The organism is Sphingopyxis sp. LK2115 (assembly GCF_014595975.1).
Taxonomy (GTDB): domain Bacteria; phylum Pseudomonadota; class Alphaproteobacteria; order Sphingomonadales; family Sphingomonadaceae; genus Sphingopyxis.
The window spans coordinates 1-25,367 of the sequence record NZ_JABWGQ010000033.1; the positions used below are offsets into that span (position 1 = coordinate 1).

23 protein-coding genes and 3 tRNA genes are annotated in these 25,367 nt (G+C 64.7%); 8 read left to right on the plus strand and 18 right to left on the minus strand.

The window, feature by feature from the left end; all coding sequences use genetic code 11:
• Positions 1-264 precede the first annotated feature (264 nt).
• On the minus strand, positions 265-1,032 hold the full coding sequence (locus HUW43_RS04925; protein WP_188236333.1) for an ABC transporter permease: 768 nt from the start codon (positions 1,030-1,032) through the stop codon (positions 265-267).
• The gene (locus HUW43_RS04930) at positions 1,029-1,976 is read right to left on the minus strand and encodes an ABC transporter ATP-binding protein (protein WP_188236334.1); all 948 of its coding nucleotides are present in this window, start codon (positions 1,974-1,976) and stop codon (positions 1,029-1,031) included. The genes HUW43_RS04925 and HUW43_RS04930 overlap by 4 nt, the downstream gene beginning before the upstream one ends.
• 90 nt (positions 1,977-2,066) lie before the next feature.
• Between HUW43_RS04930 and HUW43_RS04935 the strand changes: the two genes are divergently transcribed.
• Positions 2,067-2,152, plus strand: a tRNA-Leu gene (locus tag HUW43_RS04935).
• A 24-nt stretch (positions 2,153-2,176) separates the two neighbouring features.
• Here the strand turns inward: HUW43_RS04935 and HUW43_RS04940 are convergent.
• Positions 2,177-3,121, minus strand: coding sequence for a GNAT family N-acetyltransferase (locus tag HUW43_RS04940; RefSeq protein WP_188236335.1), 945 nt, complete (start codon positions 3,119-3,121; stop codon positions 2,177-2,179).
• 84 nt (positions 3,122-3,205) lie between these two features.
• On the opposite strand from HUW43_RS04940, the gene HUW43_RS04945 reads away from it, so the two are divergent.
• The 4 genes from HUW43_RS04945 to HUW43_RS04960 all read left to right on the plus strand — a co-directional run bounded on the left by HUW43_RS04945 (position 3,206) and on the right by HUW43_RS04960 (position 8,293).
• Positions 3,206-4,696, plus strand: coding sequence for an ABC transporter substrate-binding protein (locus tag HUW43_RS04945; protein WP_223181296.1), 1,491 nt, complete (start codon positions 3,206-3,208; stop codon positions 4,694-4,696).
• Positions 4,697-4,737: 41 nt separating this feature from the next.
• The gene (locus tag HUW43_RS04950) at positions 4,738-5,160 is read left to right on the plus strand and encodes a DUF4112 domain-containing protein (RefSeq protein ID WP_188236337.1); all 423 of its coding nucleotides are present in this window, start codon (positions 4,738-4,740) and stop codon (positions 5,158-5,160) included.
• 122 nt (positions 5,161-5,282) lie between these two features.
• A complete protein-coding gene (locus HUW43_RS04955) occupies positions 5,283-7,388 on the plus strand; it encodes a prolyl oligopeptidase family serine peptidase (RefSeq protein WP_188236338.1) in 2,106 nt (701 codons plus the stop codon).
• A gap of 5 nt (positions 7,389-7,393) precedes the next feature.
• Positions 7,394-8,293, plus strand: coding sequence for an ROK family protein (locus HUW43_RS04960; RefSeq protein WP_188236339.1), 900 nt, complete (start codon positions 7,394-7,396; stop codon positions 8,291-8,293).
• Between the two features lie 8 nt (positions 8,294-8,301).
• On the opposite strand, the gene HUW43_RS04965 is transcribed toward HUW43_RS04960, so the two are convergent.
• Genes HUW43_RS04965 through cyoA form a run of 7 tightly spaced genes read right to left on the minus strand, consistent with a single transcriptional unit; the run spans position 8,302 to position 15,075 of the window.
• A complete protein-coding gene (locus HUW43_RS04965; RefSeq protein WP_188236340.1) occupies positions 8,302-8,835 on the minus strand; it encodes a response regulator transcription factor in 534 nt (177 codons plus the stop codon).
• The gene (locus HUW43_RS04970; RefSeq protein WP_188236341.1) at positions 8,832-10,139 is read right to left on the minus strand and encodes an ATP-binding protein; all 1,308 of its coding nucleotides are present in this window, start codon (positions 10,137-10,139) and stop codon (positions 8,832-8,834) included. Before HUW43_RS04970 ends, HUW43_RS04965 begins: the two co-directional genes overlap by 4 nt.
• Positions 10,139-10,840, minus strand: a complete 702-nt coding sequence (locus tag HUW43_RS04975) for an SURF1 family protein (protein WP_188236342.1) — start codon at positions 10,838-10,840, stop codon at positions 10,139-10,141. Before HUW43_RS04975 ends, HUW43_RS04970 begins: the two co-directional genes overlap by 1 nt.
• Positions 10,837-11,226, minus strand: a complete 390-nt coding sequence (gene cyoD, locus HUW43_RS04980) for a cytochrome o ubiquinol oxidase subunit IV (RefSeq protein ID WP_188236343.1) — start codon at positions 11,224-11,226, stop codon at positions 10,837-10,839. The genes HUW43_RS04975 and cyoD overlap by 4 nt, the downstream gene beginning before the upstream one ends.
• Entirely contained in the window at positions 11,223-11,849 is a 627-nt protein-coding gene (cyoC, locus tag HUW43_RS04985; RefSeq protein WP_188236344.1) for a cytochrome o ubiquinol oxidase subunit III, read from the minus strand. Before cyoC ends, cyoD begins: the two co-directional genes overlap by 4 nt.
• 4 nt (positions 11,850-11,853) lie before the next feature.
• Entirely contained in the window at positions 11,854-13,872 is a 2,019-nt protein-coding gene (gene cyoB / locus HUW43_RS04990; protein ID WP_188236345.1) for a cytochrome o ubiquinol oxidase subunit I, read from the minus strand.
• 21 nt (positions 13,873-13,893) lie between these two features.
• Complete coding sequence (cyoA, locus tag HUW43_RS04995; RefSeq protein ID WP_411157930.1) at positions 13,894-15,075, minus strand: ubiquinol oxidase subunit II; 1,182 nt, start codon at positions 15,073-15,075, stop codon at positions 13,894-13,896.
• A gap of 169 nt (positions 15,076-15,244) precedes the next feature.
• On the opposite strand from cyoA, the gene HUW43_RS05000 reads away from it, so the two are divergent.
• The gene (locus tag HUW43_RS05000) at positions 15,245-16,585 is read left to right on the plus strand and encodes an MFS transporter (protein WP_188236346.1); all 1,341 of its coding nucleotides are present in this window, start codon (positions 15,245-15,247) and stop codon (positions 16,583-16,585) included.
• A gap of 332 nt (positions 16,586-16,917) precedes the next feature.
• On the opposite strand, the gene HUW43_RS05005 is transcribed toward HUW43_RS05000, so the two are convergent.
• Positions 16,918-17,003 (minus strand) — tRNA-Tyr (locus HUW43_RS05005).
• Between the two features lie 78 nt (positions 17,004-17,081).
• On the opposite strand from HUW43_RS05005, the gene rlmB reads away from it, so the two are divergent.
• Complete coding sequence (gene rlmB, locus HUW43_RS05010; protein ID WP_188236347.1) at positions 17,082-17,849, plus strand: 23S rRNA (guanosine(2251)-2'-O)-methyltransferase RlmB; 768 nt, start codon at positions 17,082-17,084, stop codon at positions 17,847-17,849.
• Positions 17,850-17,959: 110 nt separating this feature from the next.
• Here rlmB and HUW43_RS05015 read toward each other — a convergent pair whose 3' ends face one another.
• Positions 17,960-18,277 (minus strand): 2Fe-2S iron-sulfur cluster-binding protein, encoded by a 318-nt coding sequence (locus HUW43_RS05015; protein WP_188236348.1) that lies wholly within the window; start codon positions 18,275-18,277, stop codon positions 17,960-17,962.
• A 100-nt stretch (positions 18,278-18,377) separates the two neighbouring features.
• On the opposite strand from HUW43_RS05015, the gene HUW43_RS05020 reads away from it, so the two are divergent.
• Entirely contained in the window at positions 18,378-18,995 is a 618-nt protein-coding gene (locus tag HUW43_RS05020; protein ID WP_188236349.1) for a DNA-3-methyladenine glycosylase family protein, read from the plus strand.
• Positions 18,996-19,353: 358 nt separating this feature from the next.
• Here HUW43_RS05020 and tig read toward each other — a convergent pair whose 3' ends face one another.
• The 6 genes from tig to gatC form a co-directional block, all read right to left on the minus strand.
• Positions 19,354-20,925 (minus strand): trigger factor, encoded by a 1,572-nt coding sequence (gene tig, locus HUW43_RS05025; protein WP_188236350.1) that lies wholly within the window; start codon positions 20,923-20,925, stop codon positions 19,354-19,356.
• Between the two features lie 87 nt (positions 20,926-21,012).
• Positions 21,013-21,097 (minus strand) — tRNA-Leu (locus HUW43_RS05030).
• 68 nt (positions 21,098-21,165) lie between these two features.
• Positions 21,166-22,080, minus strand: a complete 915-nt coding sequence (locus tag HUW43_RS16005; protein WP_188236351.1) for a hypothetical protein — start codon at positions 22,078-22,080, stop codon at positions 21,166-21,168.
• 10 nt (positions 22,081-22,090) lie between these two features.
• Positions 22,091-23,557 (minus strand): Asp-tRNA(Asn)/Glu-tRNA(Gln) amidotransferase subunit GatB, encoded by a 1,467-nt coding sequence (gene gatB, locus HUW43_RS05040; protein WP_188236352.1) that lies wholly within the window; start codon positions 23,555-23,557, stop codon positions 22,091-22,093.
• 1 nt (position 23,558) lies between these two features.
• Positions 23,559-25,040, minus strand: coding sequence for an Asp-tRNA(Asn)/Glu-tRNA(Gln) amidotransferase subunit GatA (gene gatA, locus HUW43_RS05045; RefSeq protein WP_188236353.1), 1,482 nt, complete (start codon positions 25,038-25,040; stop codon positions 23,559-23,561).
• Positions 25,040-25,342 (minus strand): Asp-tRNA(Asn)/Glu-tRNA(Gln) amidotransferase subunit GatC, encoded by a 303-nt coding sequence (gene gatC, locus HUW43_RS05050; RefSeq protein WP_188236354.1) that lies wholly within the window; start codon positions 25,340-25,342, stop codon positions 25,040-25,042. The genes gatA and gatC overlap by 1 nt, the downstream gene beginning before the upstream one ends.
• Positions 25,343-25,367: the final 25 nt, after the last annotated feature.

Consider the following 25,367-nt stretch of genomic DNA (forward strand, 5'->3'; position numbering starts at 1 on the left):
CGCGATGTGGGGCATACTCCGAGCGAGTTTGTCGAAGAGTCCTTTCCCTCCTCCATTTTCACATTTTCATGCCTGCCCGACCTTCCGGAAATATTCCGGGATTCCCTTGGCATTTCTGATGACCTGTGACGTGACCGCCAGCATTCGTCTAGCCGGCTTTAGTGACGTGACCCCCTGATTTTCCTCGACGCTCGATTAGAGTCTGGCCTGAAGGAAGGACGGACGATGAAGCGTCGAGGAAAATCAGGGGGTCACGTCAAAACCTCAGTTCTTGAGCCGGTAGCCTGTCCGGAACATCCAGAAGATGACGCCCAGGCACAGCGCGAAGAAGAGTGCGACCGCTCCCATGCTAACCTCGATCGCGACGTCGCCCTGCCCGAAGAAGGTCCAGCGAAAGCCGCTGATCAGATAGACGACGGGATTGAACAAGGTCACCGTCCGCCACGCAGCGGGGAGCATGTCGAGCGAATAGAAGGCGCCGCCGAGGAACGTCAGCGGATAGACAATGAGCAGCGGGATTACCTGCAACTGCTCGAAACTTTGCGCCCAGACGCCGATGATGAAGCCGAAGAGGCAAAAGGTCACCGCCATCAGGATCATGAACAGAGCCATAAGCAGCGGATGCGCGACCTGGACATCGACGAACAGATGCGCGGTCGCGAAGATGATCGTGCCGATGATCACCGATTTGGTCGCTGCGGCGCCGACATAGGCGATCACCGTTTCCAGCGGCGACAGCGGCGCCGACAGCATTTCGTAAATCGTCCCCGTCCATTTGGGCATATAGATGCCGAAGGAAGCGTTGCTGATGCTTTCGGTGAACATCGTCAGCATCATCAGCCCCGGCACGATGAACGCGCCATAGGGCACGCCGCCGACCTCGGCCATGCGGCCGCCGATCGCCGAGCCGAACACGACGAAGTAGAGCGCCGTCGTGATGACGGGCAGCATCAGGCTGGTCCAGAAGGTGCGGCCGAACCGCGCCATTTCGAACAGATAGATGGCACGGATGCCGCGGACGTTGGCAATCATGCGACCAGCCCCCTTGCGCCCTTGTCTTCGTGCACCAGCCCGACGAAAATATCCTCGAGCGAGCTTTGCCTCGTGTGCAGATCCTTGAAACCGATGCCGATGTCGCTCATCCGGCGGAGCAGCGAGGGCACGCCGGTCGCTTCGGCCTGACTGTCGAACTCATAGACAAGTTCGTGCCCGTCGCCCGCAAGTTCGAGCTTCCAGTCGGCCAGTTCGGGCGGCACCGCGCCGAGCGGTTCGGCGAGGTTCAGCGTCAGCGTCTTGCGCCCAAGCTTCTTGATGAGCGCATGTTTTTCTTCGACCAGAATGATCTGCCCCTTGCTGATCACGCCGACGCGGTCGGCCATTTCCTCGGCCTCCTCGATATAATGCGTCGTCAGGATGATCGTCACGCCGCGCTCGCGCAGTCCGTGTACCATCGCCCACATGTCGCGCCGCAGTTCGACATCGACCCCCGCGGTCGGTTCATCGAGGAACAGGATTTCGGGTTCGTGACTCAGCGCCTTGGCGATCATCACGCGGCGTTTCATGCCGCCCGACAATTCCATGATCTTGCTGCCGCGCTTGTCCCACAGCGACAGGTCACGCAGCAATTGTTCGATATAGGCAGGGTTCCTGGGCTTGCCGAACAGCCCGCGCGAAAAACTGACCGTCGCGAGCACCGTTTCAAAGGCGTCGGTGTGCAATTCCTGCGGCACCAGCCCGATCATCGACCGCGCGGCGCGGTAATCGCGGGCGTGGTCGTGCCCGCCCACGGTCACCGTTCCGCTGCTCGCGGTGACGATTCCGCAGACGATGCTGATCAGCGTCGTCTTGCCCGCGCCATTCGGCCCGAGCAGCGCGAAGATTTCGCCCTTGTTGATTTCAAGATCGACATTGCTGAGCGCTATGTGACCGCTTTTATAGGTTTTTCCGAGGCCGGAGAGCTGGAGAACGGCTGTCATGGCAGGCGGTCTAGCCGACGCGGCGCCCGGCGCAAAGCGCGAAACTTGCTTGACCTCCCCCCGCCCGTCGGCTTGACCGTCACCGCGCGTGCGGACGTGGCGAAATCGGTAGACGCAGCAGACTTAAAATCTGCCGACCCAGTGTCATGCGGGTTCAAGTCCCGCCGTCCGCACCATATATGCGCCCGATGCGGGCCGGATCAGCGCCGAATCAGCGCCTTTGCCTTCGCGCGCAGACCCAGCCGGTCGAGCAGGGATTTTCCCGCGCCCGCCAGCCGGTCGACGCCGTTCATCAGCCCCAGCGCCGCGCGATTGCCCAGCGTCGGGCGCAGCACCAATATGTCGGCGCAATCGACCGACGCGCGCGCGAACTGCGCCTTGTGCGCGCCGTCACCTTCGGTGAAATCAAAGGCACGAAATCGCCCTTCGGCAAAAAGCGCACGCATCGCTTCGACATGCAGCACGGTTCCGGGGGACAAGGCGGCAAAGGCGGGATCATAGCCCAGATGAGCATAGATGAGGATGTCGCGCTCGACGGGCAGATAAAGATAGGCGATCGCGCGCGCGCCGACGAACAGCAGGAAAGCCCGAACCTTGTCCTCGGCCGCGGCCGCAACAGCGCGCGCCCGGTCGGCCTCGCCCGCGGGCAAGCCTGCCTGCATCAGCCGCGCCTGATAGGTCTGCGCCGACAATATCGCGGCAATGCGCATGAACTCGTCAATCTCATCCGCCGTGCGATAGCGGCGCACGGTCACACCGTCCCCGCAATGAGCGCCGAGCCGCCGCGCCTTGCGCGACAGCGTTTGCCGCGTTCTGGATGAAAAGCCCTGCCACCAGTCGTCGAAACGCAACCCCGCCATCGGCACATAATGGCGCGGATAGGCCTGGCGCTCGACAACAAGCCAGTCGGTCAGACCGGCCTTCAACGCGGGCAGCCGATCGCGCGGCAAGGACCGAAGCAGCCAGCCATCGCGGCCCGCGGGCGGCATGTCGCGCGCCATCGGCGCCAATATGTCGTCGAGGCCATGCGGGACGACGGCCAGATCGCGCCGGATATAGCCGAATGTTCGCCCCGCGATTTCGATGCGCAGCGCGACGCGTTCGCCCATATTTTCGCTTCCCCTGCCCTTCACTTCCCGGTCCATAGTTCGCGATACCTCTGGTCAGCTTTGGCAGCACATGGTTATGATTGGCTTACACGATTTGAGGGATGTGCCGGAATGACAGCAATGGGCCGCACCACATGCCGCGCGATCGCTATCGCGGCCGGCCTGATGCTGACGCTGTCCGGTTGCGACCTGTTCGGCGAGCGCGGGCCGGTTCGCGTCGCCGCGATGGGCGAACTCAACCCGATGGCGAACCCGGCGCGGGGCGAGCTTTCGACCGCCAATGCGGCGCTGCTCGACGCGACCTCGCAAGGGCTGGTCAGCTATGACGGCGAAGGGCAGATCGACACCGGGCTGGCCGACCGCTGGACCGTCACCGCCGATGGGCGCAGCTATATTTTTCGTATCGCCGAGGCGAAATGGACCAATGGCAGCAAGGTCACCGCCGAGACCGTCGCCGCCATCCTGCGCTCGTACCTCGCCCCCGCCAGTCGCCATGTGCTGAAGGATGATTTTCCGGAAGTCGAGACGATCAAGGCGATGACCGACACCGTCATCGAAATCCGCCTGAAGGTGCCGCAACCCGCGTTGCTCGAACTGCTCGCGCAGCCGTCGATGGCGATCGTCAACCGAGGCATGGGCTGGGGACCGATGCGCGCACGCAAGCTTGGCCAGGCGCTGCTGCTCTCCCCCGTCCCCGACCCGCTCGCCGAAGATCCCGAAGCCGCCGAAGCCGCGGCGAACGACCCCGCCGCATCGATCGAACTTGTCGGCACCACGCCGCAGGGCGCGCTCGCGCGGTTCAAGAACGGCTATGCCGACGGCGTGATCGGCGGGCGCTTTTCCACCCTGCCCTATTTCGTCGCGTCGAACATCGGCCGGTCGCGGCTGGTCGTCGATCCCGTGCCCGGCCTGTTCGGGCTGGTCTTTGTCCGCGCCGAAGGCTTTCTGGCGACCGACACCAATCGTGACGCGCTGGTGCGCGCGATCCGACGCGAACGACTGATCGAAGCGTTCGGGCTGACCGAATGGCAGCCGCAGGTGACGCTCCGCCCCGCGCTCTATACACGCGACGGTGGCCCTGCCCCCTTGCAGCCCGCGTGGGCCGATTATGACGCGACGTCGCGGCTTGCTCAGGCGCGCCGCGTCGTCGACGCCTGGCGCGCCGCCGGACGCGAAATCCAACCGCTGCGCATCGCCGTTCCCGACTCGCCCGGCGGCCGCATCCTCTATGCCTATGTCGCTGCCGATCTGGCGGCGATCGGCGTGCCCAGCCGCCGCGTCAAAATGGCGTCGAGCGCCGATCTGCGGCTGATCGACGAGGTCGCGCCGAGCGACGATCCGATCTGGGCGCTGCGCCGCCTGTCGTGCCGCCGCGACACGCTCTGCAACCGCGAGGCGCAGGATCTGATCGAACAGGCATCGGCCAATATCGATGCCGGTCAGCGAACGCGGCAGATCGGCGAGGCGGAGGCGGTGCTCGCGCGTTACGCGCCCTTCATTCCGCTCGCGACCCCGCTGCGATGGTCGGTCGCGTCGCAGCGTCTGACGGGACTGCGAGCCAACGGCCGCGCGCAACATCCGTTGAATCATTTGATTGCCATACCCAACTAATACAGTGGCGTTCGTCCTGGAGCACTTTTGAGAGGACACCGATGGCCCCTTCGCCGCCGAACCCCGACGCGATCTTCGATGCGCTGATCGCGAACCGCACCGACCCGGCCGCGCTGCGCAAGCGCGTCGAAATGCTCGAAATCCTGCTCGAACGCAGCTTTGTCATTCCGGGCCTGGGTCGCCCCGTCGGCCTTGACGCGATCGTCGGGCTGGTCCCCGTCGTCGGCGACGTCATCGCCGCGACGATGGGTGCTTACCTGATCTGGGAGGCGCGGAACCTTGGAATGCCGAAATGGAAAATCTGGCGGATGATCGGCAATCTGGGCGTCGACACCGCGCTTGGCGCGGTGCCGCTGGTCGGCGATGCGTTCGACCTTTTTTTCCGCTCGAACACGCGCAACCTGAAGATCATCAAGAAGCATCTCGACCGGCATCATCCGGCGACGATCACCATAGACCAGTAGATTGCCGGATCAGCATTCCCGTTCGCATCGAGCGGATGGAAGCGAGGCGTTGATCGCACCCTTCCTTTCGGGTGTATAATGCTGCTAGCACAGCACCACCACACCCCAGGGGAGAGTTCCGAATGATCCGCGTCAGCCTTGCCGCGCTTGCGCTCAGCTGTTCCATTGCCGCCATCGCCGCTTCGCCCCAGGACGACCCTTATCTCTGGCTCGAAGACATCGAGGGACCAAAGGCCCTCGACTGGGTCAAAAAGGAGAATGCGAACGCCGACGCGCTGCTCAGGAGCCGCCCCGGCTTCGAGGCCGACCGCAAGCGTGCGCGCGAAATCCTCGACGACGATCGCCAGATCGCGATGCCCGGCGAGGTGATGGGCGATACGATCACCAATTTCTGGCGCGACGCCGCCAATCCGCGCGGCCTGTGGCGCCAAAGCCCGCTCGACGCCTGGCTGGCGGGCAAGCCCGAATGGAGCACGCTGATCGACGTCGACGCGCTCGGCAAGGCAGAGGGGCAGAGCTGGGTCTGGCACGGTGCCGACTGCCTTGCGCCCGATTACACACGCTGCCTCGTCTCGCTGAGCCCCGGCGGCACCGACGCCGACATCATTCGCGAATGGGATCGCACGACGCGGCGCTTCGTCGACGGCGGCTTCACGGTGCCGCTGGCGAAAAGCAGCGTGACGTGGGAAAATGCCGACACGTTGCTCGTCGCGACCGACTATGGCGAGGGCAGCATGACCGCGTCGGGCTATCCGCGCATCGTCAAGCGCTGGAAACGCGGGACGCCGCTGTCGTCCGCGACGACGGTCGCCGAAGGCGCGCCCGACGACGTCGGCATGAATCTGTTCGCGCTGACCGACGGCGACACGCGCTGGCCGATGATCAGCCGCGGCAAGACCTTCTACACCGCCGACCTCTTGCTGCCGAACAGCGACCGGTCGCGCTACATCCCCACAATCGTCCCCGAAACCGCCAGTGTGCGCGACGTGATCGACGGCCAGCTGATCGTTTTTCTGAACCGCGACTGGGGCGACAACCCTGCCGGCTCGCTCGTCTCGCTGTCGCTTGCCGACATGTCGGCCGATCGCAAGGTGGCGATCGTCCCGGCGATGACGCCGACGAAGGCACAGGCGATCGAGGAGGTGTCGGCGACCGACAATATATTGTGGGTCAAGGCGCTGGACGATGTCGAAGGCAAGCTGTTCGCGCTGCGCCGCGACGCCGCGACGGGCGCGTGGCGCCGCAAGGAGGTGCCGCTCGCCGCCAACGCCACGGTCGGGATTGCAGGAACGATCGGCAGGCGCGATACGCTGCTTGCCACGGCCGAGACGATGCTGACCCCGCCGACGCTCTATGCCGTTGCCGAGGGTCAGTCGCCAAAGGCGGTGCAGAGTCTGCCCGCAACCTTCGACGCTGGCGACATGACCGCGGAAAAGCGGTTCGCAACCTCGAAAGACGGGACGAAAATCCCCTATTTCCTTGTCCGCAAGAAGGGCGCGAGCGGCCCGGTGCCGGCCCTCATCCACGCCTATGGCGGTTTCCGCGCCGCGCAGACGCCGGGCTATCTGACCGGCCAGCCCTATCGCGCCGGGCCGCTGGGCCTCTTCTGGGTCGAGGGCGGCAACGCCTATGTCCTCGCGAACATCCGCGGCGGCGGCGAATATGGACCCGCCTGGCACCAGGCGGCGCTCCGCGACAGGCGCCAGAACAGTTTCGACGACCTGCACGCGGTCGCCGAGGATCTGGTCAAGGCGGGGATCAGCGCCAAGGGCCGGATCGCGATTTCGGGCCGTTCGAACGGCGGCGTGCTTGTCGGCGCCGCGATGACCCAGCGGCCGGACCTTTATGGCGCGGTGATCTCCGGCTCGCCGATCAAGGATATGTGGCGATACGACAAGATGCTCGCCGGCGCCTCCTGGGTCGCCGAATATGGCGACCCCGACGAGCCCGGCGACTGGGCGTTCCTGTCGAGATATTCACCCTATCACAATATCCGCAAGGGCGTCGTCTATCCGCCGATCTTCCTCTATCTTTCGACCAAGGATGACCGCGTTCACCCCGGCCATGCGCGCAAATTCGCCGCGCGGCTCATGGAGAACGGCAACCGCGTCTATTATCACGAATATCTGGAAGGCGGCCATTCGGTCGGCGCCGACCATGCCGAAGACGCAGTGCGCGCGGCGATGCTCCACGCCTTCCTGTCGCGCGAGCTCGTCGAAAAGAAATAGCGGGCATGGCGGACAGGATCGCGCTGATCGAGGCCGGCGGCACCAAGTTCGTCGTCGGCGTCGGCGACGCGACGCGCCAGATCCTCGCGCGCACGCGGATAGACACGACGCGCCCCGGCGAAACCATCGCCGCGGCGATCGACTGGCTGCGGGCGCAGGGCGACGATTATTCGGCGGTGGGCATCGCCAGCTTCGGCCCGCTCGACCTCGATCCCGCATCGCCGTCGTGGGGGCATATCCGGCAGACGGCCAAGCCGCACTGGAGTGGCGCGGACATCGCCGGGCCGTTCGGGCGCGCGCTTGCCTGCCCGGTCGCGATCGATACCGACGTCAACGGCGCCGCGCTCGCCGAAGCGATGTGGGGTGCGGGCGCGGAAACGAGGTCGGCGCTTTACCTGACGGTGGGCACCGGGATCGGCGGCGGTGCGGTCATCGACGGACGGCTCATCCACGGCGTCGGCCACCCCGAGATGGGGCATATCCGTATACCGCGCCACCCCGACGACCGGGCGTTCGCGGGCAACTGCCCCTTTCACGGCGACTGCCTCGAAGGCCTCGCGGCGGGTCCGTCGATCAAGGCGCGGTGGGGCGCCTCACTGTCCGAACTCCCCGCCGGCCATGCCGCGCACGGCGTCATCGCCTGGTATCTTGCGCAGGCCGTCGCCACCTTCCAGGCAATCCTCGAGCCCGCACGCATCATCTTCGGCGGCGGCGTCATGGCGACGCCCGGACTGATCGAACGCGTCCGCGCCGAAGCGATGGCGGCATCGAACGGCTATTTCAGCGGCGACCCCGAAACGGTCATCGTGCGCCCCGGTCTTCGCGATGACGCCGGCCTGCTCGGCGCGCTTGCGCTGACCGGCCTCGACGGCCACCTCCGCCGCGTAGCGGGCGCGGGCGGCTGACGCGACGCTCATCGAACCTGCCGCTTCTCCAATTTCCGCGCCAGGGTTCGCCGATGCATCCCAAGCCGCCGCGCGGTTTCGGAGATGTTGAAGCCGGTTTCGACAAGCGTCTGGTGGATATGCTCCCACTCGACGGTCTTGATCGACGACGGGCGCGCGTCGAGCGCGGCGTCGGGGTTGCCCTCGGCGCGTTCGAATGCCGCCTCGATGTCGTCGGTGTTCGACGGCTTGGCGAGATAATAGGAGGCGCCGAGCTTGATCGCCTCGACCGCGGTCGCGATGCTGGCAAAGCCCGTCAGCACGACGATCCGCATCGCCGGATCGGCGGCGCGCAGCGCCTGCACGCACGCCAGCCCCGACGCGCTGCCAAGCTTGAGGTCGACCACCGCATAGCCCGGCCGCGCGGTCGTCAATACCGCATCCATCGCTTCGGGGCTGTCGGCAACGAACACGTCATAGCCGCGCCGCTCGAAGGATCGTTTCAGCGTCCGCGCGAACGTCTCGTCATCCTCGACGATCAGCAGTTGCCGCCTGTCGGTCATACCGTTTCTCCACCCGGCCGTGCCAGCGCCGCCACCGGCAGCCAGATTCGCACAAGTGCCCCGCCCTCGTCGCGGTTGGCCACCGTCGCCCCGCCGCCGAGCTTGCGCAGCACATTGACGAGCAGGAACAACCCCAGCCCGCCGCCGGGGCGCCCCTTGGTCGATCGATAGGGCTGGCCGAAGCCCTCGATCATCTCGTCGCTGAAGCCAGGGCCGCGGTCGGCGATTTCGATCACCAGCATCTCGCCGTCGCGCGACGCGGTGAAGCTGGTCCAGGCGGGCGACACTTCAGCGGCGTTGTCGAGCACGTTGCCGATCACCTGCCGCAGCGCGGGGTCCGACACGATGGCGACATCGGGGCCGAAACGGTCGTGGAACTCCAGCGTGCCGGGGCGGCGCGCGGCGCGCGCATGGGCGACAATCTCGCCGAACGCCGCGCGCATCGTGGTAAGCTGCGGCGCCTCGCCGCGCGCCTCGCCCGCCGACATCAATATGCCGCTGACGATCGCCTTGCACCGCTGCACCGCGGCATCCATGTCGGAAAGATCCTCCTGCAATTCACGGTCGTCCTTCAGCCGCGCCGCCGCCTTCCAGTCGCCGATCAGGACTGACAGCGTCGACAGCGGCGTGCCGAGCTCGTGCGCCGCGCCCGATGCGAGCAGCCCCATGCGCACGATATGATCCTCCTCCGCCGCGCGCTGGCGGCTCGCGGCGAGCGCCGCGTCGCTGTCGCGCAAATTGCGGCTGATCCGCGTGACAAACGCGACGAGCAGCACCGCGATCAGCAGGAAACAGACAAAGCTGCCCTGAAGGTAAAGCCCCATCGGGTCGGCGGCATAGGCGGGCGGCAGCACCAGCGGCGTCGGATCGACGCGAAGCGCCGCGAGCGCGACCAGGGCCGCGGCGACGATCGCCCATGACGAACGCGGCGTGAGCAGGATCGCACCGATCACCACTTGCAGAAGAAAAAGCGACGCGAAGGGGTTGGCGAGCCCGCCGCTGTGATGCAGCTGCCATCCAAGCGCGGCAACATCGAACAAAAGCGCGGCGGTCAGTTCGGCATTGGTCACCGCGCGGCCGCGACGAAGCAAGGCGGTGCTCGCGAGGTTGATCGCGATGAGCACAAGGATCGCGCCGAGCAGGGGACCGCGCTCCAGCGAAATCCCCATCGGCCCGCTGACGATACCGATCGTGGCGAGCTGTCCGCCCACCGCGAGCCAGCGCAGCTGAATCAGCAACGCCATGTTGCGGCGGCCGGCGGGCGCCGTGCTGGACGTCGGCGGCAGGGTCGAAAGCGCGGTCATCAATCGCGACTATGCCACAGTCGCCAGGCAAAAAAGAGGCTGAGCGCGCATAGTGCGAACCAGGTCAGCGCATAGATCAGATGATGATCGCGAAAACGCACGACGGTCAGTCCGCCGACCGGATAACCGCCAGCGTTCGGCGCCGCGTCGGCATCGACGAAATAGGGGGCGGTCCTGCCCAGTCCGCGCGCCTTCGCAATCGCTGCAACATCGCGCGAGAACCAGCGGTTCGCGGCCGGGTCGTTGTCGCGCAGGAAGGCGCCGCCGGGCTCGCTCACGCGCAAAAGGCCCGACACCGTCACCGGCCCCGCGACATTGCCCGCCGCCCGCGTCGCTGCCTCGCGGCGACTCGATGGCACGAAACCGCGATTGACGAGCAGCGTGAAGCGCGGCGTTTCAAGCGGCGTCAGCACCCAGAAGCCCGCGCCGCGCTCGGTCACCGCCTGAACCAGCGTCTCGCGGTCGTGGCGGAATACGCCCGTCGCGGTGACGCGGCGATAGGCGTCGTCGCTTGCGTTGATGCGCGGCCAGGCATCGGGGCCGGGCGCCGCCACCGGCGCGGCGGCGATCCGCGCATCGACTGCGGCGATCAGTTCATGCTTCCACGCGCGGCGTTCGACCTGCCACATGCCGAGGCCCGCGAAAAGCATCGCCGCGATCAGCGCCGCCGCGGCAAAGCCCGCGCGGCGGGCGCGCGTCACGGCGCCTGGCCTTCAACCTGACTCGTCGCCTCGTGCGGCATCGGCATCATGTTGGTGTTGAGGTGGTGCATCACCCACAGCGACCCCGCGAGCATGATCACGACGACGATGACGGTAAAGACAAGCGAGGTCAGCGACCATCCGCCCTCGGCCTTTGGCGTCATGTGCAGGAAAAAGATCATGTGGACGACGATCTGCGCGACGGCAAAGCCCATGATGATCGCGCCGGTCGTGCCCGCGCTCAACGGCATCGTCATCACCAGCCAGAAGGGGATGGCGGTCAGGATCACCGACAGCACGAAACCGATGACATAGTCGCGCATTGTGGCGTGCGGCATCTCGATCTCGTGATGACCGTGCGCCTCGGCGTGGGGATCGGCGCTCATCGCAGCACTCCCATCAGATAGACAAAGGTAAAGACACCGATCCACACGACGTCGAGGAAGTGCCAGAACATCGAAAGGCACATCACCCGGCGCTTGTTCGCGGCGATCAGCCCGTGCTTCGACAGCTGGACCATCAAGGTCGCCAGCCAGATGATGCCAAAGGTGACGTGCAGGCCGTGCGTGCCGACAAGGGTGAAAAAGGCCGAGAGAAAGGCGCTGCGCTGCGGCGTCGCCCCGATCTCGATCAGATGGTGGAACTCGTAAAGCTCGATTCCGAGGAAGGCGAGCCCGAACAGGCCGGTGACGGCCAGCCAGAGCTGCACGCCCTTCACCTTGCCCTGCTGCATCTGGAGCACCGCAAAGCCATAGGTGATCGACGAGAAGAGCAGCATCGCGGTGTTGAGCGCGATCAGTTTCAGGTCGAACAGATCCTTCGGCGCCGGCCCCGCGGCATAGCTGCCGCCGAGCACCGCATAGCAGGCAAAGAGGATCGCAAAGATGAGGCAGTCGCTCATCAGATAGATCCAGAAGCCCAGCATCGTGCTGTGCCCCTCGGGATGCGCCTGTTCGTCAAGCTGGTAGAAGCTGACGGGTTCGTCGGCGGTCAAGCTGTTGGCACTCATCGCATCAGGCTCCGGCCGCCAGCTGGCGGGTGCGCGCGTCCTCGACCGCCGCGACCGTCGCCGCCGGAATGTCGAAATCGCGCTGATAGTTGAACGTATGCACGATCGCCCCCGCGATCACCGCGACGAAGCTCGCCGCCACCAGCCACCAGATATGCCAGACGAGCGCGAATCCCAGGACGAGGCAAATGCCCGACAGGATGATCCCCGCCCCCGTATTGCTTGGCATATGGATGTCGCGATAACCGCCGATCGGCCGCTGGTGCCCGCGCTTCTTCATGTCGTACCAGGCGTCAAGGTCGTGGATCACGGGCGTAAAGGCGAAATTATAGTCGGGCGGCGGCGAGCTGGTCGCCCATTCGAGCGTGCGGCCGTCCCACGGATCGCCGCTTTCCTCGCGCAGCTCCTTGCGGCGCCAGATGCTTACCGCGAACTGGACCAGCATCGCGCCGATGCCCGCGGCGATGATGAGCGCGCCGACCCCCGCGATCGCGAACCAGATTTGCAGGCTGGGGTCGTCGAACACGCGCATCCGCCGCGTCACGCCCATCAGGCCGAGGACATAGAGCGGGGCAAAGGCGACCCAGAAACCGACGACCCAGCACCAGAAGCTGATCTTGCCCCAGAAAACGTCGAGCTTGAAACCGAACGCCTTGGGCCACCAATAATTGATCGCCGCGAACAGGCCGAACAATACGCCGCCGATGATGACATTGTGGAAATGCGCGATCAGGAACAGCGAATTGTGCAGCACGAAGTCGGCGGGCGGCACCGCTAGCAGCACCCCGGTCATGCCGCCGATGACAAAGGTCAGCATGAAGGCGATCGTCCACATCATCGGCAATTCATAACGAATGCGGCCGCGATACATGGTGAAGAGCCAGTTGAAGAGCTTGGCCCCGGTCGGGATCGAAATCACCATCGTCGTGATGCCGAAAAAGCTGTTGACGCTTGCCCCCGACCCCATGGTGAAGAAATGGTGCAGCCAGACGATATAGGACAGGATCGTGATGCACACGGTCGCATAGACCATCGACGTATAGCCGAAGAGGCGCTTGCCCGAGAAGGTCGAGGTAACTTCGGAAAAGACGCCGAACAGCGGCAGGATGAGGATGTAAACTTCCGGGTGCCCCCAGATCCAGATCAGGTTCACATACATCATCGGCGATCCGCCGAGATCATTGGTGAAGAAATTGGTGCCCGCGTAGCGATCGAGGCTGAGCAGCGCGAGCGTCGCGGTCAGGATCGGGAAGCTCGCGACGATCAGGATGTTCGAGCAGAGCGAAGTCCAGGTAAAGACCGGCATCTTCATCAGCCCCATACCCGGCGCGCGCAGCTTCAGGATGGTGACGATCAGGTTGATGCCCGACAGCGTCGTGCCCACCCCGGCAATCTGAAGGCCCCAGATATAATAATCGACCCCGACATTGGGGCTGTAGGCGATCCCCGACAAGGGCGGATAGGCCAGCCAGCCGGTCTGCGCATATTCGCCGACGAAGAGCGAGATCATCGTCAGCGCCGCGCCCGCGCTCGTCATCCAGAAGCTGAAATTGTTGAGGAAGGGAAAGCTGACGTCGCGCGCGCCGATCTGGAGCGGCACGATATAATTCATCAGCCCGGTGATGAACGGCATCGCGACGAAAAAGATCATGATGACGCCATGTGCGGTGAACACCTGATCATAATGATGCGCGTTGAGGTAACCTTCGGACCCGCCGAACGCCATCACCTGCTGCAATCGCATCATGATCGCGTCGGCAAAGCCGCGCAGGAACATGATGAGGCCCAGGATCATGTACATGATCCCGATCCGCTTATGATCGACGGTGGTGAACCACTCCTTCCACAAATATCCCCACAGGCGATATTTGGTCAGCAGCGCAAGGATGGCGATGCCGCCGATCGCCACCACGATGAAGGTGACGACAAGGATCGGTTCGTGCAGCGGGATCGCGTCGATCGACAGCTTGCCGAAAATCGGGTGCGTCGGTGGGGCGGGATGCGGGATGATGGCGTCGGACATGGATTTCAGCTCGGCAGACGGTCAGGACAGCGGGGGCGTGACGGCGGGCGCGTTCAGCGCGGTGCGGGCGGGCTTGCCCGGCAGTGGCAGCCCCTCGCCCTTCAGCTTCTCCGGCGACACGGGCTTGGCGTCGGGGCGGTCGTTCGACATCACCGGCGCGCTGCACCAGGCGGCGACATAGCGCATCGACCAGCGCGCCGCGTCGACGGTGCCGCGCGCGGCGAACTTGTCATAGGTGACCTGCCGGACATTGCCGATGCCCGCGATCCCCGCGCCGCCCGCGGCATCGAGCGACATCATGTCGTGCATGCACATCTTGCCCGGCTCGACGCACATATTGACCACCGCGTCGAACAGCTGCGGGTCGCTTGCGACGAAGCGGCGGACAGGCTCCTTCTGCGACGGCGTTTCGAGCTTCAGATAGGCATTGCGGTCAAGGTCGCCTTCGGCCGACGCGCGCGTCGCGACGACCCATTGGTCGAACTCGGCGGGGGACAGACTCCTGACGCCAAAGCGCATGTTGGAAAAGCCCCAGCCCGAATAATTGGCCGAAAAGCCCGTGAACTCGCCCGTCTTGTCGAACACGCCATGAAGTTTGGTCTCCATCCCCGGCATCGCATAAATCTGTCCGGCGAGCGCAGGCACGTAAAAGCTGTTCATCACCGACGAGGAGGAAATGCGGAAACGCAGCGGCCGATCGACCGGCACCGCCAGCTCGTTGACCGTCGCCACCCCCTGTTCGGGATAGATGAACAGCCATTTCCAGTCGAGCGCGACGACCTGCACGTCGAGCGGCTTCACCTCCGCCGCGACGGGCTTGCCCGGACCCGTGCGCGCGAGCGGGCGATAGGGGTCGAGCAGATGCGTCGCCACCCATGTCACCGCGCCGAGGCAGATGATGATGAGCAGCGGCGCCGACCAGATGACCAGCTCAAGCTGCGTCGAATGGTCCCAGTCGGGCTTGTAGGTCGCGTCCCGGTTCGACGCGCGATATTTCCATGCGAAAAAGATCGTCAGCGCCATCACCGGCACGATAATCAGCAGCATCAGCGCCGTCGAAAGCACGATCAGATTGCCCTGCTGGCGCGCGACGTCGCCTGCGGGATCGAGCACGACCATGCCGCAGCCCGACAAGAGCGGCGTTGCGGCGAGCAGCGGCAGCAGCCGCATCGGGGCGGAAAAACGGGAGTGATCAGCGGGCATGACGCGCGCCTAAGCCTCCTTTGCTGCACTGCACATAGGACATTTTGTCCAATCCCGCGATGCGTCGTCATCGCGCAGGGGCGTTTTCATTGCGGGCGCTTTTGCCCTATGACCGACTCGTGCCCGTGCATCCTGACGTGCCGCGGGCGCCAGCTCAAGGATTGTTGCCATGGCTGCCGATACTGTCCCCACGAGCGAGGCTGAACGCGACGCGCGCGCGCTCCACGGTGCCGACAAAAACGGGGACGGGCACCGCATCGACCCGGCCGAAATCGCCATCGGCGTCATCATCGGCCGCACCTCCGAATTTTTCGACTTTTTCGTCTATGCGATCGCGTCGGTGCTGGTCTTTCCGAAGCTGGTGTTCCCGCACGTCGATCCGCTGACCGGCACGCTCTGGTCGTTCGCGATCTTTGCCCTTGCCTTCGTCGCGCGACCTGTCGGCACGATCATCTTCACCGCCATCGACCGCGCCTATGGCCGCGGCGCCAAGCTCACCATCGCGTTGTTCCTGCTCGGCGGCTCGACTGCGGCCATCGCCTTTCTGCCCGGTTACGAATCGATCGGCATCGGCGCCGCGCTGCTCCTCGCGCTGTTCCGCATGGGCCAGGGCGTCGCGCTCGGCGGCTCGTGGGACGGCCTTGCCTCGCTGCTCGCATTGAACGCGCCCGAATCGAAGCGCGGCTGGTATGCGATGATCCCGCAGCTCGGCGCGCCGCTCGGCCTGATCGTCGCCAGCCTGCTCTTCATGTTCCTGATCTCGGCGCTGCCGGCAGAGGATTTCCTCGCCTGGGGCTGGCGCTACCCCTTCTTCGTCGCCTTTGCGATCAACGTCGTCGCACTTTTCGCGCGGTTGCGCATCGTTGTGACCCCAGAATATGCCGAATTGTTCGAGAATCGCGCGCTCCAGCCCGCGCCGCTGGCCGAAACGGTGCGATCGGAGTGGAAAACGATTGTCATCGGCGCTTTCGCGCCGCTCGCAAGCTTTGCGATGTTCCACATGGTCACCGTCTATCCGCTGTCGTGGGTGTTCCTGTTCACCGACGAAACCCCCGCGCGCTTCCTGATGATCGAGGCGATCGCCGCAGTCGGCGGCGTCATCGCGATCATCGCCTCGGGCTATCTTGCCGATCGCTTCGGGCGCCGCACCGTGCTCGCCGCGACGGCGGCGGCAATCGCGGCATTCAGCGGTTTCGCCCCGCAGCTGCTCGACGCCGGCCAGGTCGGCGAGGCGAGCTTCATGATCCTCGGCTTCCTGCTGCTCGGCCTGTCGTTCGGGCAATCGTCGGGTGCGCTCTCGTCGAACTTCACCCCGCGACATCGCTATACCGGCTCGGCCTTCACCACCGATCTCGCCTGGCTGTTCGGCGCCGGCTTCGCGCCGATGGTCGCGCTGTGGCTGTCGAGCGAATTCGGGCTGATCGCTGCGGGCGCCTATCTGCTGTCGGGCGCGATCGTCACGCTGGTTGCGCTATGGCTCAACCGCGAACTCGCGCGCACGATTGATTGACGACGCACAGGCGGGTTACGCAGCTTTGCCGATCTGCACAATCCAAGGCAAAGCCGCAGTGAGAATTGGGGACGGATTCCCTTGTTCGCCAGTGGATAAAATCGAATCCGGCGGCAAAACCTGGGTCGACGTGGACGCTCGACGATAGCAACCGGATGGTCGCCTTCATGGTCCAGAATCAGGCAGACCGCCGGTTCGCTTAACCTCAGGTGATATCCTGTTCGCCGTCTTGCTCGTCGTAAACCCTTCCTCTCAAGAGGTCGGGCCGCCGGCAATGCCGGAAACGGTTCATAAACCTGTGTTTTCTGGTGTTTCATCGCCTTGGGAGGCGGTGGTGGACAGGGCTGGATTCGAACCAGCGTACGGAAACCCGGGCAGATTTACAGTCTGCTGCCTTTAACCACTCGGCCACCTGTCCATGGGGTCCGCGTTGGGAAGAGGCCCAATGGCGAAACGAGGCTTGCCTGTCAATGCCAGTCATGGGAAAGGCGCGGCCATGAGACAATTTTCCCGTCACCGCCGACCCACCGGCGGAAACCAGCGCGGACAGGCCGTGCGCTTCTGGGGTCGCCATGCCGTTCTTGCCGCGCTCGCCAACCCCGACCGGACCGTCAAGCGCATCTGGGGCACGCGGGACGCGCTGAGCCAGCTCGACCTGCCGCCGGTGATTCCGATCAGCTATGCCGACGTCGCCGACCTTGCACGCCTCGTCGCGCGCGACGCGCCGCACCAGGGGCTGGTGATCGAGGTCGAACCGCTCGACAGCATCTATCTCGGCGACTTGCTGCAGGAAGAAGTCGATGCCGAAAGCAAGCGCCCGCTCGTCATTCTCGACCAGGTCACCGATCCGCACAATATCGGCGCGGTGCTGCGCTCGGCCGCGGCGTTCGACGCGGCAGCGATCATCACCCAGGATCGCCACAGTCCGCCCGAAAGCGGCGTCATCGCGCGGTCGGCATCGGGCGCGCTCGAAAGCGTGCCGTGGGTGCGCGTCGTCAACCTGTCGCGCGCGCTGGAGGAAATCGCCGAAGCGCAATATTGGCGTATCGGGCTGATGGGCGACACCGAAACGACGCTGGGCGAAACGCTGGACGGCAGCAAGGTCGCGCTCGTGCTTGGGTCCGAAGGCGACGGGATGCGCCACAATGTCATGGAACATTGCGACGTGCTGGCGCGACTGCCGATCTCGCCGCGGATGGAGAGCCTCAATATCTCGAACGCCGCGGCGATCGCGCTCTATGCGGTCGCGACCGCGGCAGGCTGAAACTTTACACCATCGTCATTGCGAAAAGCCGAAGGCGATGCGGCAATCCGGAAGTCGCGCAAACCGCTCCGCATGGCTTCGCCATGCCCGCAATGGCAAAGGAGATATGGTCAATCCTCCGCCGCGATCCGCACCTTCAGCCCGTCCAGCGCGTCGCTGAACGGGATCTGGCACGACAGGCGCGATGTCTCGTCGCGGTCGGTGGTCGAATCGAGCAGGTCGTTTTCGTCCTCGCTCATCGCGGGCATCGCGGCGGTGTCGCCGGCTTCGACATGGACGTGGCACGTCGCGCACGAACAGCAGCCGCCGCAAAGCGCGAGCAGCTCGTCAAAGCCCGCCTCGCGGATATTCTCCATCACGGTCAGGCTGGTGTCGCCCTCGATCTCATGCTCGGTCCCGTCGCGCGTCACGACAATCAGCTTGGCCATGCTCGTCCCCATAGATTTGTGTCGCTGGCGCTATGTCGCGCGTTGCCTGCCAAATCAAGCGTTGCTATCAGCAACTTTGGGAACAAAAGGAGAATATGGGATGGGCCTCAGCCAGGAGCAGCTGAACGCGGGAATTGACGCGCTGGCGGAACGCGACGCCAATTTCGCGCGCGCGCTCGGCAACGCCGGTTATCCCGAACCGCGCATTCGCGAACGTGGCTATGCGACTCTGCTCCGCACCATTGTCGGCCAGCAGGTCAGCGTCGCCGCCGCGACCTCGATCTGGAACAAGCTGGAGGCTGCATTCGGTCAAGGTTGTCCGGCCGAAGTCATCGCCGCGGCCGATTCCGATACGCTGCGCGGCTGTGGCCTTTCTGGACAGAAACAGGGCTATGCCAAAAGCCTTGCGCAGCTGGTTCTCGATGGCGAGCTGACCTTCGACGCCCTGCCCGCCGACGACGAGGAAGCAATCGCGCTGCTCACCAAGGTCAAGGGCATCGGGCGCTGGTCGGCGGAGATTTATCTGCTCTTTGCCGAAGGACGCGCCGACATCTGGCCGGCGGGCGACCTGGCCGTGCAGGAAGCCGTTGGCCGGATCCTCGGACTCGGCGCACGGCCGAGCGAGAAACAGGCGCGCGAACTCGCCGAACCCTGGCGCCCCCACCGCGGCGCCGCCGCGATCTTCAGCTGGCATTGCTATAATATGGACGTGATCTAGGCGGATCGGATCGATTCACGAAAAGCAAGTTATTTCCAGGGTGCAGGAAAGTTCAGCCCTGAACTCGCGCTTACCCGGCCACGACGGCGAAGCCCCCTGTCCGCCTTGCCGGGGCCTGTCCCAAGCCGGACAGCGAGCGCATTTATCCACTAAAGGAAAGAGCCGGATGAAGGCCGGGAAAGCCGGATCAAGCAGGACAGCGATTTTTTCGAGATCGGATCTGGCGTGGAAGGCGGACAAGGACCAACGTCCAACCGTCACCATTACAGGCCAACCCGATGAAGCCGCCTCGCCATGACGAACAAAAGGCCGGGCGGAGCATCCTCCACCCGGCTTTTCGATTTCCAGTCGCGCGACCTTATTTCTTCGCGGGGGCAGCCTTCTTTGCCGCAGGCTTCCTGGCCGCGGGCTTGGCGTCGGTGTCGGCCTTCGCCTTGGCGGGTGCCTTCTTGTCAGCGGCGGCGGGCTTGTCCTCGGCTTTCGCAGCCGCGGCCTTCTTCACCGGCGCCGTCTTGGGCTCGGCCGACTTTTTGGCCGCTGCCTTCTTCGCGGGCTTTTCGTCATGGTCGTGGCCGCAGCCCGGCCCATGGACGTGGCCGTCGTCATCGGCTTCGATCGCGGCTTCGAGTTCCTCGCGGGTCGTTTCGCGATCGGTGATCTCGGCCTTGTCGAACAGGAAGTCGACGACCTTGTCCTCATAGAGCGGCGCACGAAGCTGCGCGGCGGCGAGCGCATCCTGCTGGACATATTGGACGAAACGCTGACGATCTTCGGGGCGATACTGCTGCGCCGCCTGCATGATCAGGCGCTGCATTTCCTGCTGCGATACCTGCACGCCATGCGCCTGGCCGATTTCCGAAAGAAGCAGGCCCAGGCGGACGCGGCGCACCGCGATGGCGCGATATTCTTCGCGATCCTTTTCCAGCTCGGCCTTGGCCGCTTCGGGATCCTCCTCGTGGCTCGCTTCATGTTCGAGTTGCTGCCAGATCTGGTTGAACTCCGCTTCGACCATCGTCGGCGGCACTTCGAAATCATGGGCGGCGGCGAGCTGGTCGAGCAGCTTGCGCTTCATATAGGTGCGCGTCAGGCCGTTCAGCTCCTGCTCGACCTGGTCCTTCATCAGCTCTTTCAGCTTGTCCAGACTTTCGAGGCCGAGCGACTTGGCGAAATCATCGTCGATCTTCGACGCGGCGGGAAGCTTCACTTCCTTCACCGTCACCGCGAATTCGGCGTCCCTGCCCTTCAGCGTGTCGACCGGATAATCTTCGGGGAAGGTGACCTTCAGCACCTTCTCGTCGCCCGCCTTGACGCCAACGAGCTGATCTTCAAAGCCCGGAATCAACTGGCCCGAACCGATTTCGACCGCCATATCCTCGCCCGTGCCGCCGTCAAAGGGGGTGCCATCGACGCTGCCGGCAAAATCAATGATGACCTGGTCGCCGGTCGCAGCTTTTCTGGTCTTCGGCGCTTCCTCAAAGCGCTTCATCTGCGCGGCGAATTCCTCGATCTTTGCCATCACCGCCTTGTCGTCGACGGGAACGGTCAACCGCTCAAGCTTCAGCCCGTCGATCGACGGCGCCTCGATGTCGGGCAGCACTTCGAGCGCGACGGTGAGTTCGGCATCCTTGCCGGTTTCATAACCATCGGCCAGCGTCACCGCGGGCTGGAGAGCCGGGCGCAGCTTTTCCTTTGCCATCAGATCCTTGACGCCCTGGTCGATCGCCTTGTTGAGGGCGTCGGCCGACAGCGCGGCGCCGTGCATCTTGCGGATCAGGTTCGGCGGCACCTTGCCGGGGCGGAAACCGGGCATACGAACCGTCGGGGCGATGCTCTTCACCTCCTCGTCGACGCGCGCGTCGATGTCCTTGGCGGTAATGGTGAGGCGATATTCGCGCTTCAGGCCTTCGTTCAGCGTTTCGACGGTCTTCATTGCCTTGGTCTTATCCTTGCTCAAAATATCGTATCGAACCCCGTCAAAATGGCGAAGTTCCCCATGATCCCGGCCTGCATTGCAGATTGGTGCGGGCGAAGGGACTCGAACCCCCACATCTTGCGATACTGGTACCTAAAACCAGCGCGTCTACCAATTCCGCCACGCCCGCTCAGAGCTTTGGCCGGGTGCACGGATGCCATGCGCTGTGCCGCGCACGCCCGTGCGGGCCGGGCGGCGCTATAGCAGACGGGACGCCGAGGGCAAGGGCGGAACGCCGCGAAATGCACCGGCCGGAACGAGACGCACGCCGGGGCGTTTGGCAAGCGAGGAGACAGACAATGGCGGCCCCCTATCCCACGCCGAAGCCCGACAGGATCGAACCCCAATCACCGCCCGAAACGCCGGCGCGCCCCGTCCCGCCCGAAGCACCGCCCGGACAGCCCGCCGAAATCCCCGGCCACCCCGGCGGCGGCGATATCGACGAACCTGGACGCGGCCCGGACGAACTGCCGCCGCAGCAGCTTTGACGCTGCCTGTCATCCCGGCAAAGGCTGGTGTGACGACTCCACCAAGAGCGATTATCCTCTGGGGAACGACGCGCCGCGCCGCCACTTCGGCCAGCATCGCCTTCAGCGCCGCCGCGTCGTGCCAGCGGCCGCCGACCATGACACCGAGCGGCGCGCGCAGCGTCGCCGGATTCGCCAGCGGATTTTCGGCGACAAGTAACAGGTCGGCGCGATAGCCCGGCGCGACGACGCCGAACTTCGCCGCTCCCAGCACCTTGCCCTCGTTCACCGCAATCCGCGTCCGCCCGGCAAAGCTGTTCGTCGCCTCGCCCATGTTGAGCATCGTCGTGACACCGTTGGCGAGCAGCAGCCACAAGTCGTCGCGGCTCGTTACATGATTGTGCATGTCAGCCAGGCCGGGAATCAGCGACGCGCCCCTGCCGTCGATCACTGGCGTCCCCGCCGGCAATTTCGCCCTGGTCCCGATGCTGGCGATCACGCCATCGGTAACGATCACCGTTGTGCGCGGGATCACGCGCTGCGTGTCCATCGGCACGACGTTGATGTTTGTGAAGACGACGGTCTCCGCGCGCGCGAGCGTGGCGCAAGCGGCAAGCAGCCAGAGGGTCAGGAACGCGCGGAGCAACGCGCGAGCCTCAGCCCAGCGCCTTCTTCAGCAGTTCATTCACCACCTGCGGGTTCGCCTTGCCCTGCATCGCCTTCATCGTCTGGCCGACGAAGAATCCGAACAAAGCTTCCTTGCCGCCCCTGTACTGATCGACCTTGTCGGCATTGGCGGCCAGCACCTCGCCGATGACCTTTTCGATCGCGCCGGTGTCGCTCGTCTGCTTGAGGCCCTTTTCCTCGACGATCTTCGCGGGCGCATCGCCCGTTTCGAGCATGATCTCGAACACCTGTTTCGCGATGCTGCCCGAAATCGTGCCATCGGCGACAAGGCCGAGCAGTTCGGCCGCCTGCGCGGGGGTTACCGGACAGTCGGAGATGTCCTTGCCGAGCCGGTTCAATGCGCCGAAAAGTTCGCTCGTCACCCAGTTCGCCGCCGCCTTGGGCTCGGCGCCGGCGTCGAGCAGCGCGTCGAACCAGCGCGCGCTTTCGACCTCTGCGGTCAGCACCCCGGCATTATAGGCCGAAATCCCCGCGGCTTCGTAACGCGCCCGCTTGGCGTCGGGCAGTTCGGGCAGGCTCGCGCGGCATTCGTCGAGAAAGGCGTCATCGAGTTCGAGCGGCAACAGGTCGGGATCGGGGAAATAGCGATAGTCATGCGCATCTTCCTTGGACCGCATCGTCCGCGTCGTCCCTGTGTCGGGGTTGAACAGCCGCGTTTCCTGCACGACCGCGCCGCCGCTTTCGATCAGTTCGACCTGCCGACGCGCTTCATACTCGATCGCCTGCATCACGAAGCGCACCGAGTTGACATTCTTCGTCTCGGTGCGCGTGCCGAATGGCTCGCCGGGTCGCCGCACGCTGACGTTGACGTCGGCGCGCATCGAGCCTTCCTCCATATTGCCGTCGCACGAGCCGACATAGCGCAGGATCGCACGCAGCTTGCGCAAATAAGCCCCCGCCTCGGCGGGCGAGCGCATGTCCGGCTTTGACACGATTTCCATCAACGCAACGCCCGAGCGGTTCAGATCGACGAAGCTCATCGTCGGATGCTGGTCGTGCATCAGCTTGCCGGCGTCCTGCTCGACATGGATGCGCTCGATCCCGATCATCTTGCCGTGCGCGATGCCCGCTTTCTCATCAGCCTCGATATGCAGCGAACCTTCGCCGACAAGTGGATGATAAAGCTGCGAAATCTGGTAACCCTGCGGCAGATCCGCATAGAAATAATTCTTGCGGTCGAACCGCGACCATTTGTTGATCCGCGCCTCGATCGCCATCCCCGTGCGCACGGCCTGGCGGACGCACTCGCGGTTGGGCACCGGCAACATCCCCGGCATGGCGGCGTCGACCAGCGACACCTGCGTGTTGGGCTCGGCCCCGAACGCCGTCGCGGCGCCCGAAAACAGCTTGGCGTTGGAGGTGACCTGCGCGTGAACCTCAAGGCCGATCACGACCTCCCACTCGCCGGTTTCGCCCTTGATGCGATAATCGCTCATCTTACCACCACTTCTCCGCACGCGCCGTAAAGCCCGCCCGCTCCTCAATTGCCAGCCCCGCGTTGAGCACACCCTGCTCGTCGAACGCCTTGCCGATGATCTGCAAGCCCAGCGGCAGCCCTTCGCGGTTCAGCGCCGCGGGGACCGACATGGCGGGCAGCCCCGCGAGGCTCGCGGGGACCGCGAACACATCGTTCAGATACATCGCCAGCGGGTCGGCGGCCTTTTCGCCCAGCCCGAACGCCGCCGACGGCGCGGTCGGGGCGAGGATCACGTCGCACGAGGCAAAAGCCGCCTCGAAATCGCGCGCGATCAGCGTCCGCACCTTCTGCGCCTGCGTGTAATAGGCGTCGTAGAAACCGGCCGACAGCACATAGGTGCCGATCATGATGCGGCGCTTGACCTCGGCCCCAAAGCCCTCGGCGCGCGTCGCGGCATACATCTCCTGCAACCCCGCTCCCTGCGGCAGGTCGCGCAAACCATAACGCACGCCGTCATAGCGCGCGAGGTTCGACGACGCCTCGGCGGGCGCGATGATATAATAGGCGGGCAGCGCATATCGGGTATGCGGCAGGCTGACCTCGACCACGTCGGCGCCCGCATCCTTCAGCATCGCGATCCCCGCGTCCCACATCGCGTCGATGTCGGGGTCGATGCCATCCAGCCGATATTCCTTGGGGATACCGACCGTCTTACCCTTCAAATCACTCGATAAAGCATCTTCCCAACGGGGCACCGGCAGGTCCAGACTCGTCGCATCCTTGGGGTCGAAACCCGCCATATTTTCGAGCATGATCGCGCAATCGCGCACGTCGCGCGCCATCGGTCCCGCCTGATCGAGCGAGCTTGCAAAGGCGACGATGCCCCAGCGCGAACAGCGGCCATAGGTCGGTTTGATCCCCGTAATGCCGGTGAAGGCCGCGGGCTGGCGGATCGAACCGCCGGTGTCGGTCCCCGTTGCCGCCGGGCACAGCCGCGCCGCGATCGCCGCCGACGAACCGCCCGACGAGCCGCCCGGTGCGAGCGCGGCGTTCCCGCCGTCCTTCCGCCGCCACGGCGAGATCACATTGCCGAAATAGCTTGTCTCGTTCGACGAGCCCATCGCGAACTGGTCGAGGTTGAGCTTGCCGAGCATCCCGGCACCTGCGTCCCACAATTTCTGGCTGACGGTCGATTCATAGCGCGGCACGAAACCTTCGAGCATATGGCTCGCCGCGGTCGTCTGGACGCCCTTGGTGCAAAACAGGTCCTTCATGCCGATCGGAACGCCCGAAAGCGGCTTGAGCGTGCCCGCCGCGCGGTCGGCATCGGCCGCCTTCGCGGCCTCGATCGCATGTTCGGGCGTCTCGACGATGAAGGCGTTGAGCGCCTTTGCGTCCGCGACATTGGCGTTGAACGCTTCGGCGACCTCGACGGCGCTGAAATCGCCGGCGCGGTGCCCGTCGCGGATCTGCGCAACAGTGAGGTTGGTCAAATCGGTCATTATTCGATCACCTTGGGAACACCAAAGAAGCCATGCTGCGCGGCGGGTGCGTTGGCGAGCACATCGTCGCGGCGGTTGCCGCCGGTGAGCGGGTCGGCATCGACCACGTCGTCGCGCAGGCGGAGCGTGTTCGGGATCACCGCGGTCATCGGCTCCACCCCGCTCACATCGACCTCGCCGAGCTGCTCGACCCAGCCCAGGATGCCGTTCAATTCGCCTTCCATTGCGGCGGCTTCGGCATCGCTGATCGCGATGCGCGCCAGCGACGCGATTTTCCTTACTGTTGCCTGATCGATTGCCATTGATTCCTGCCTTTGCGGGAGAAGA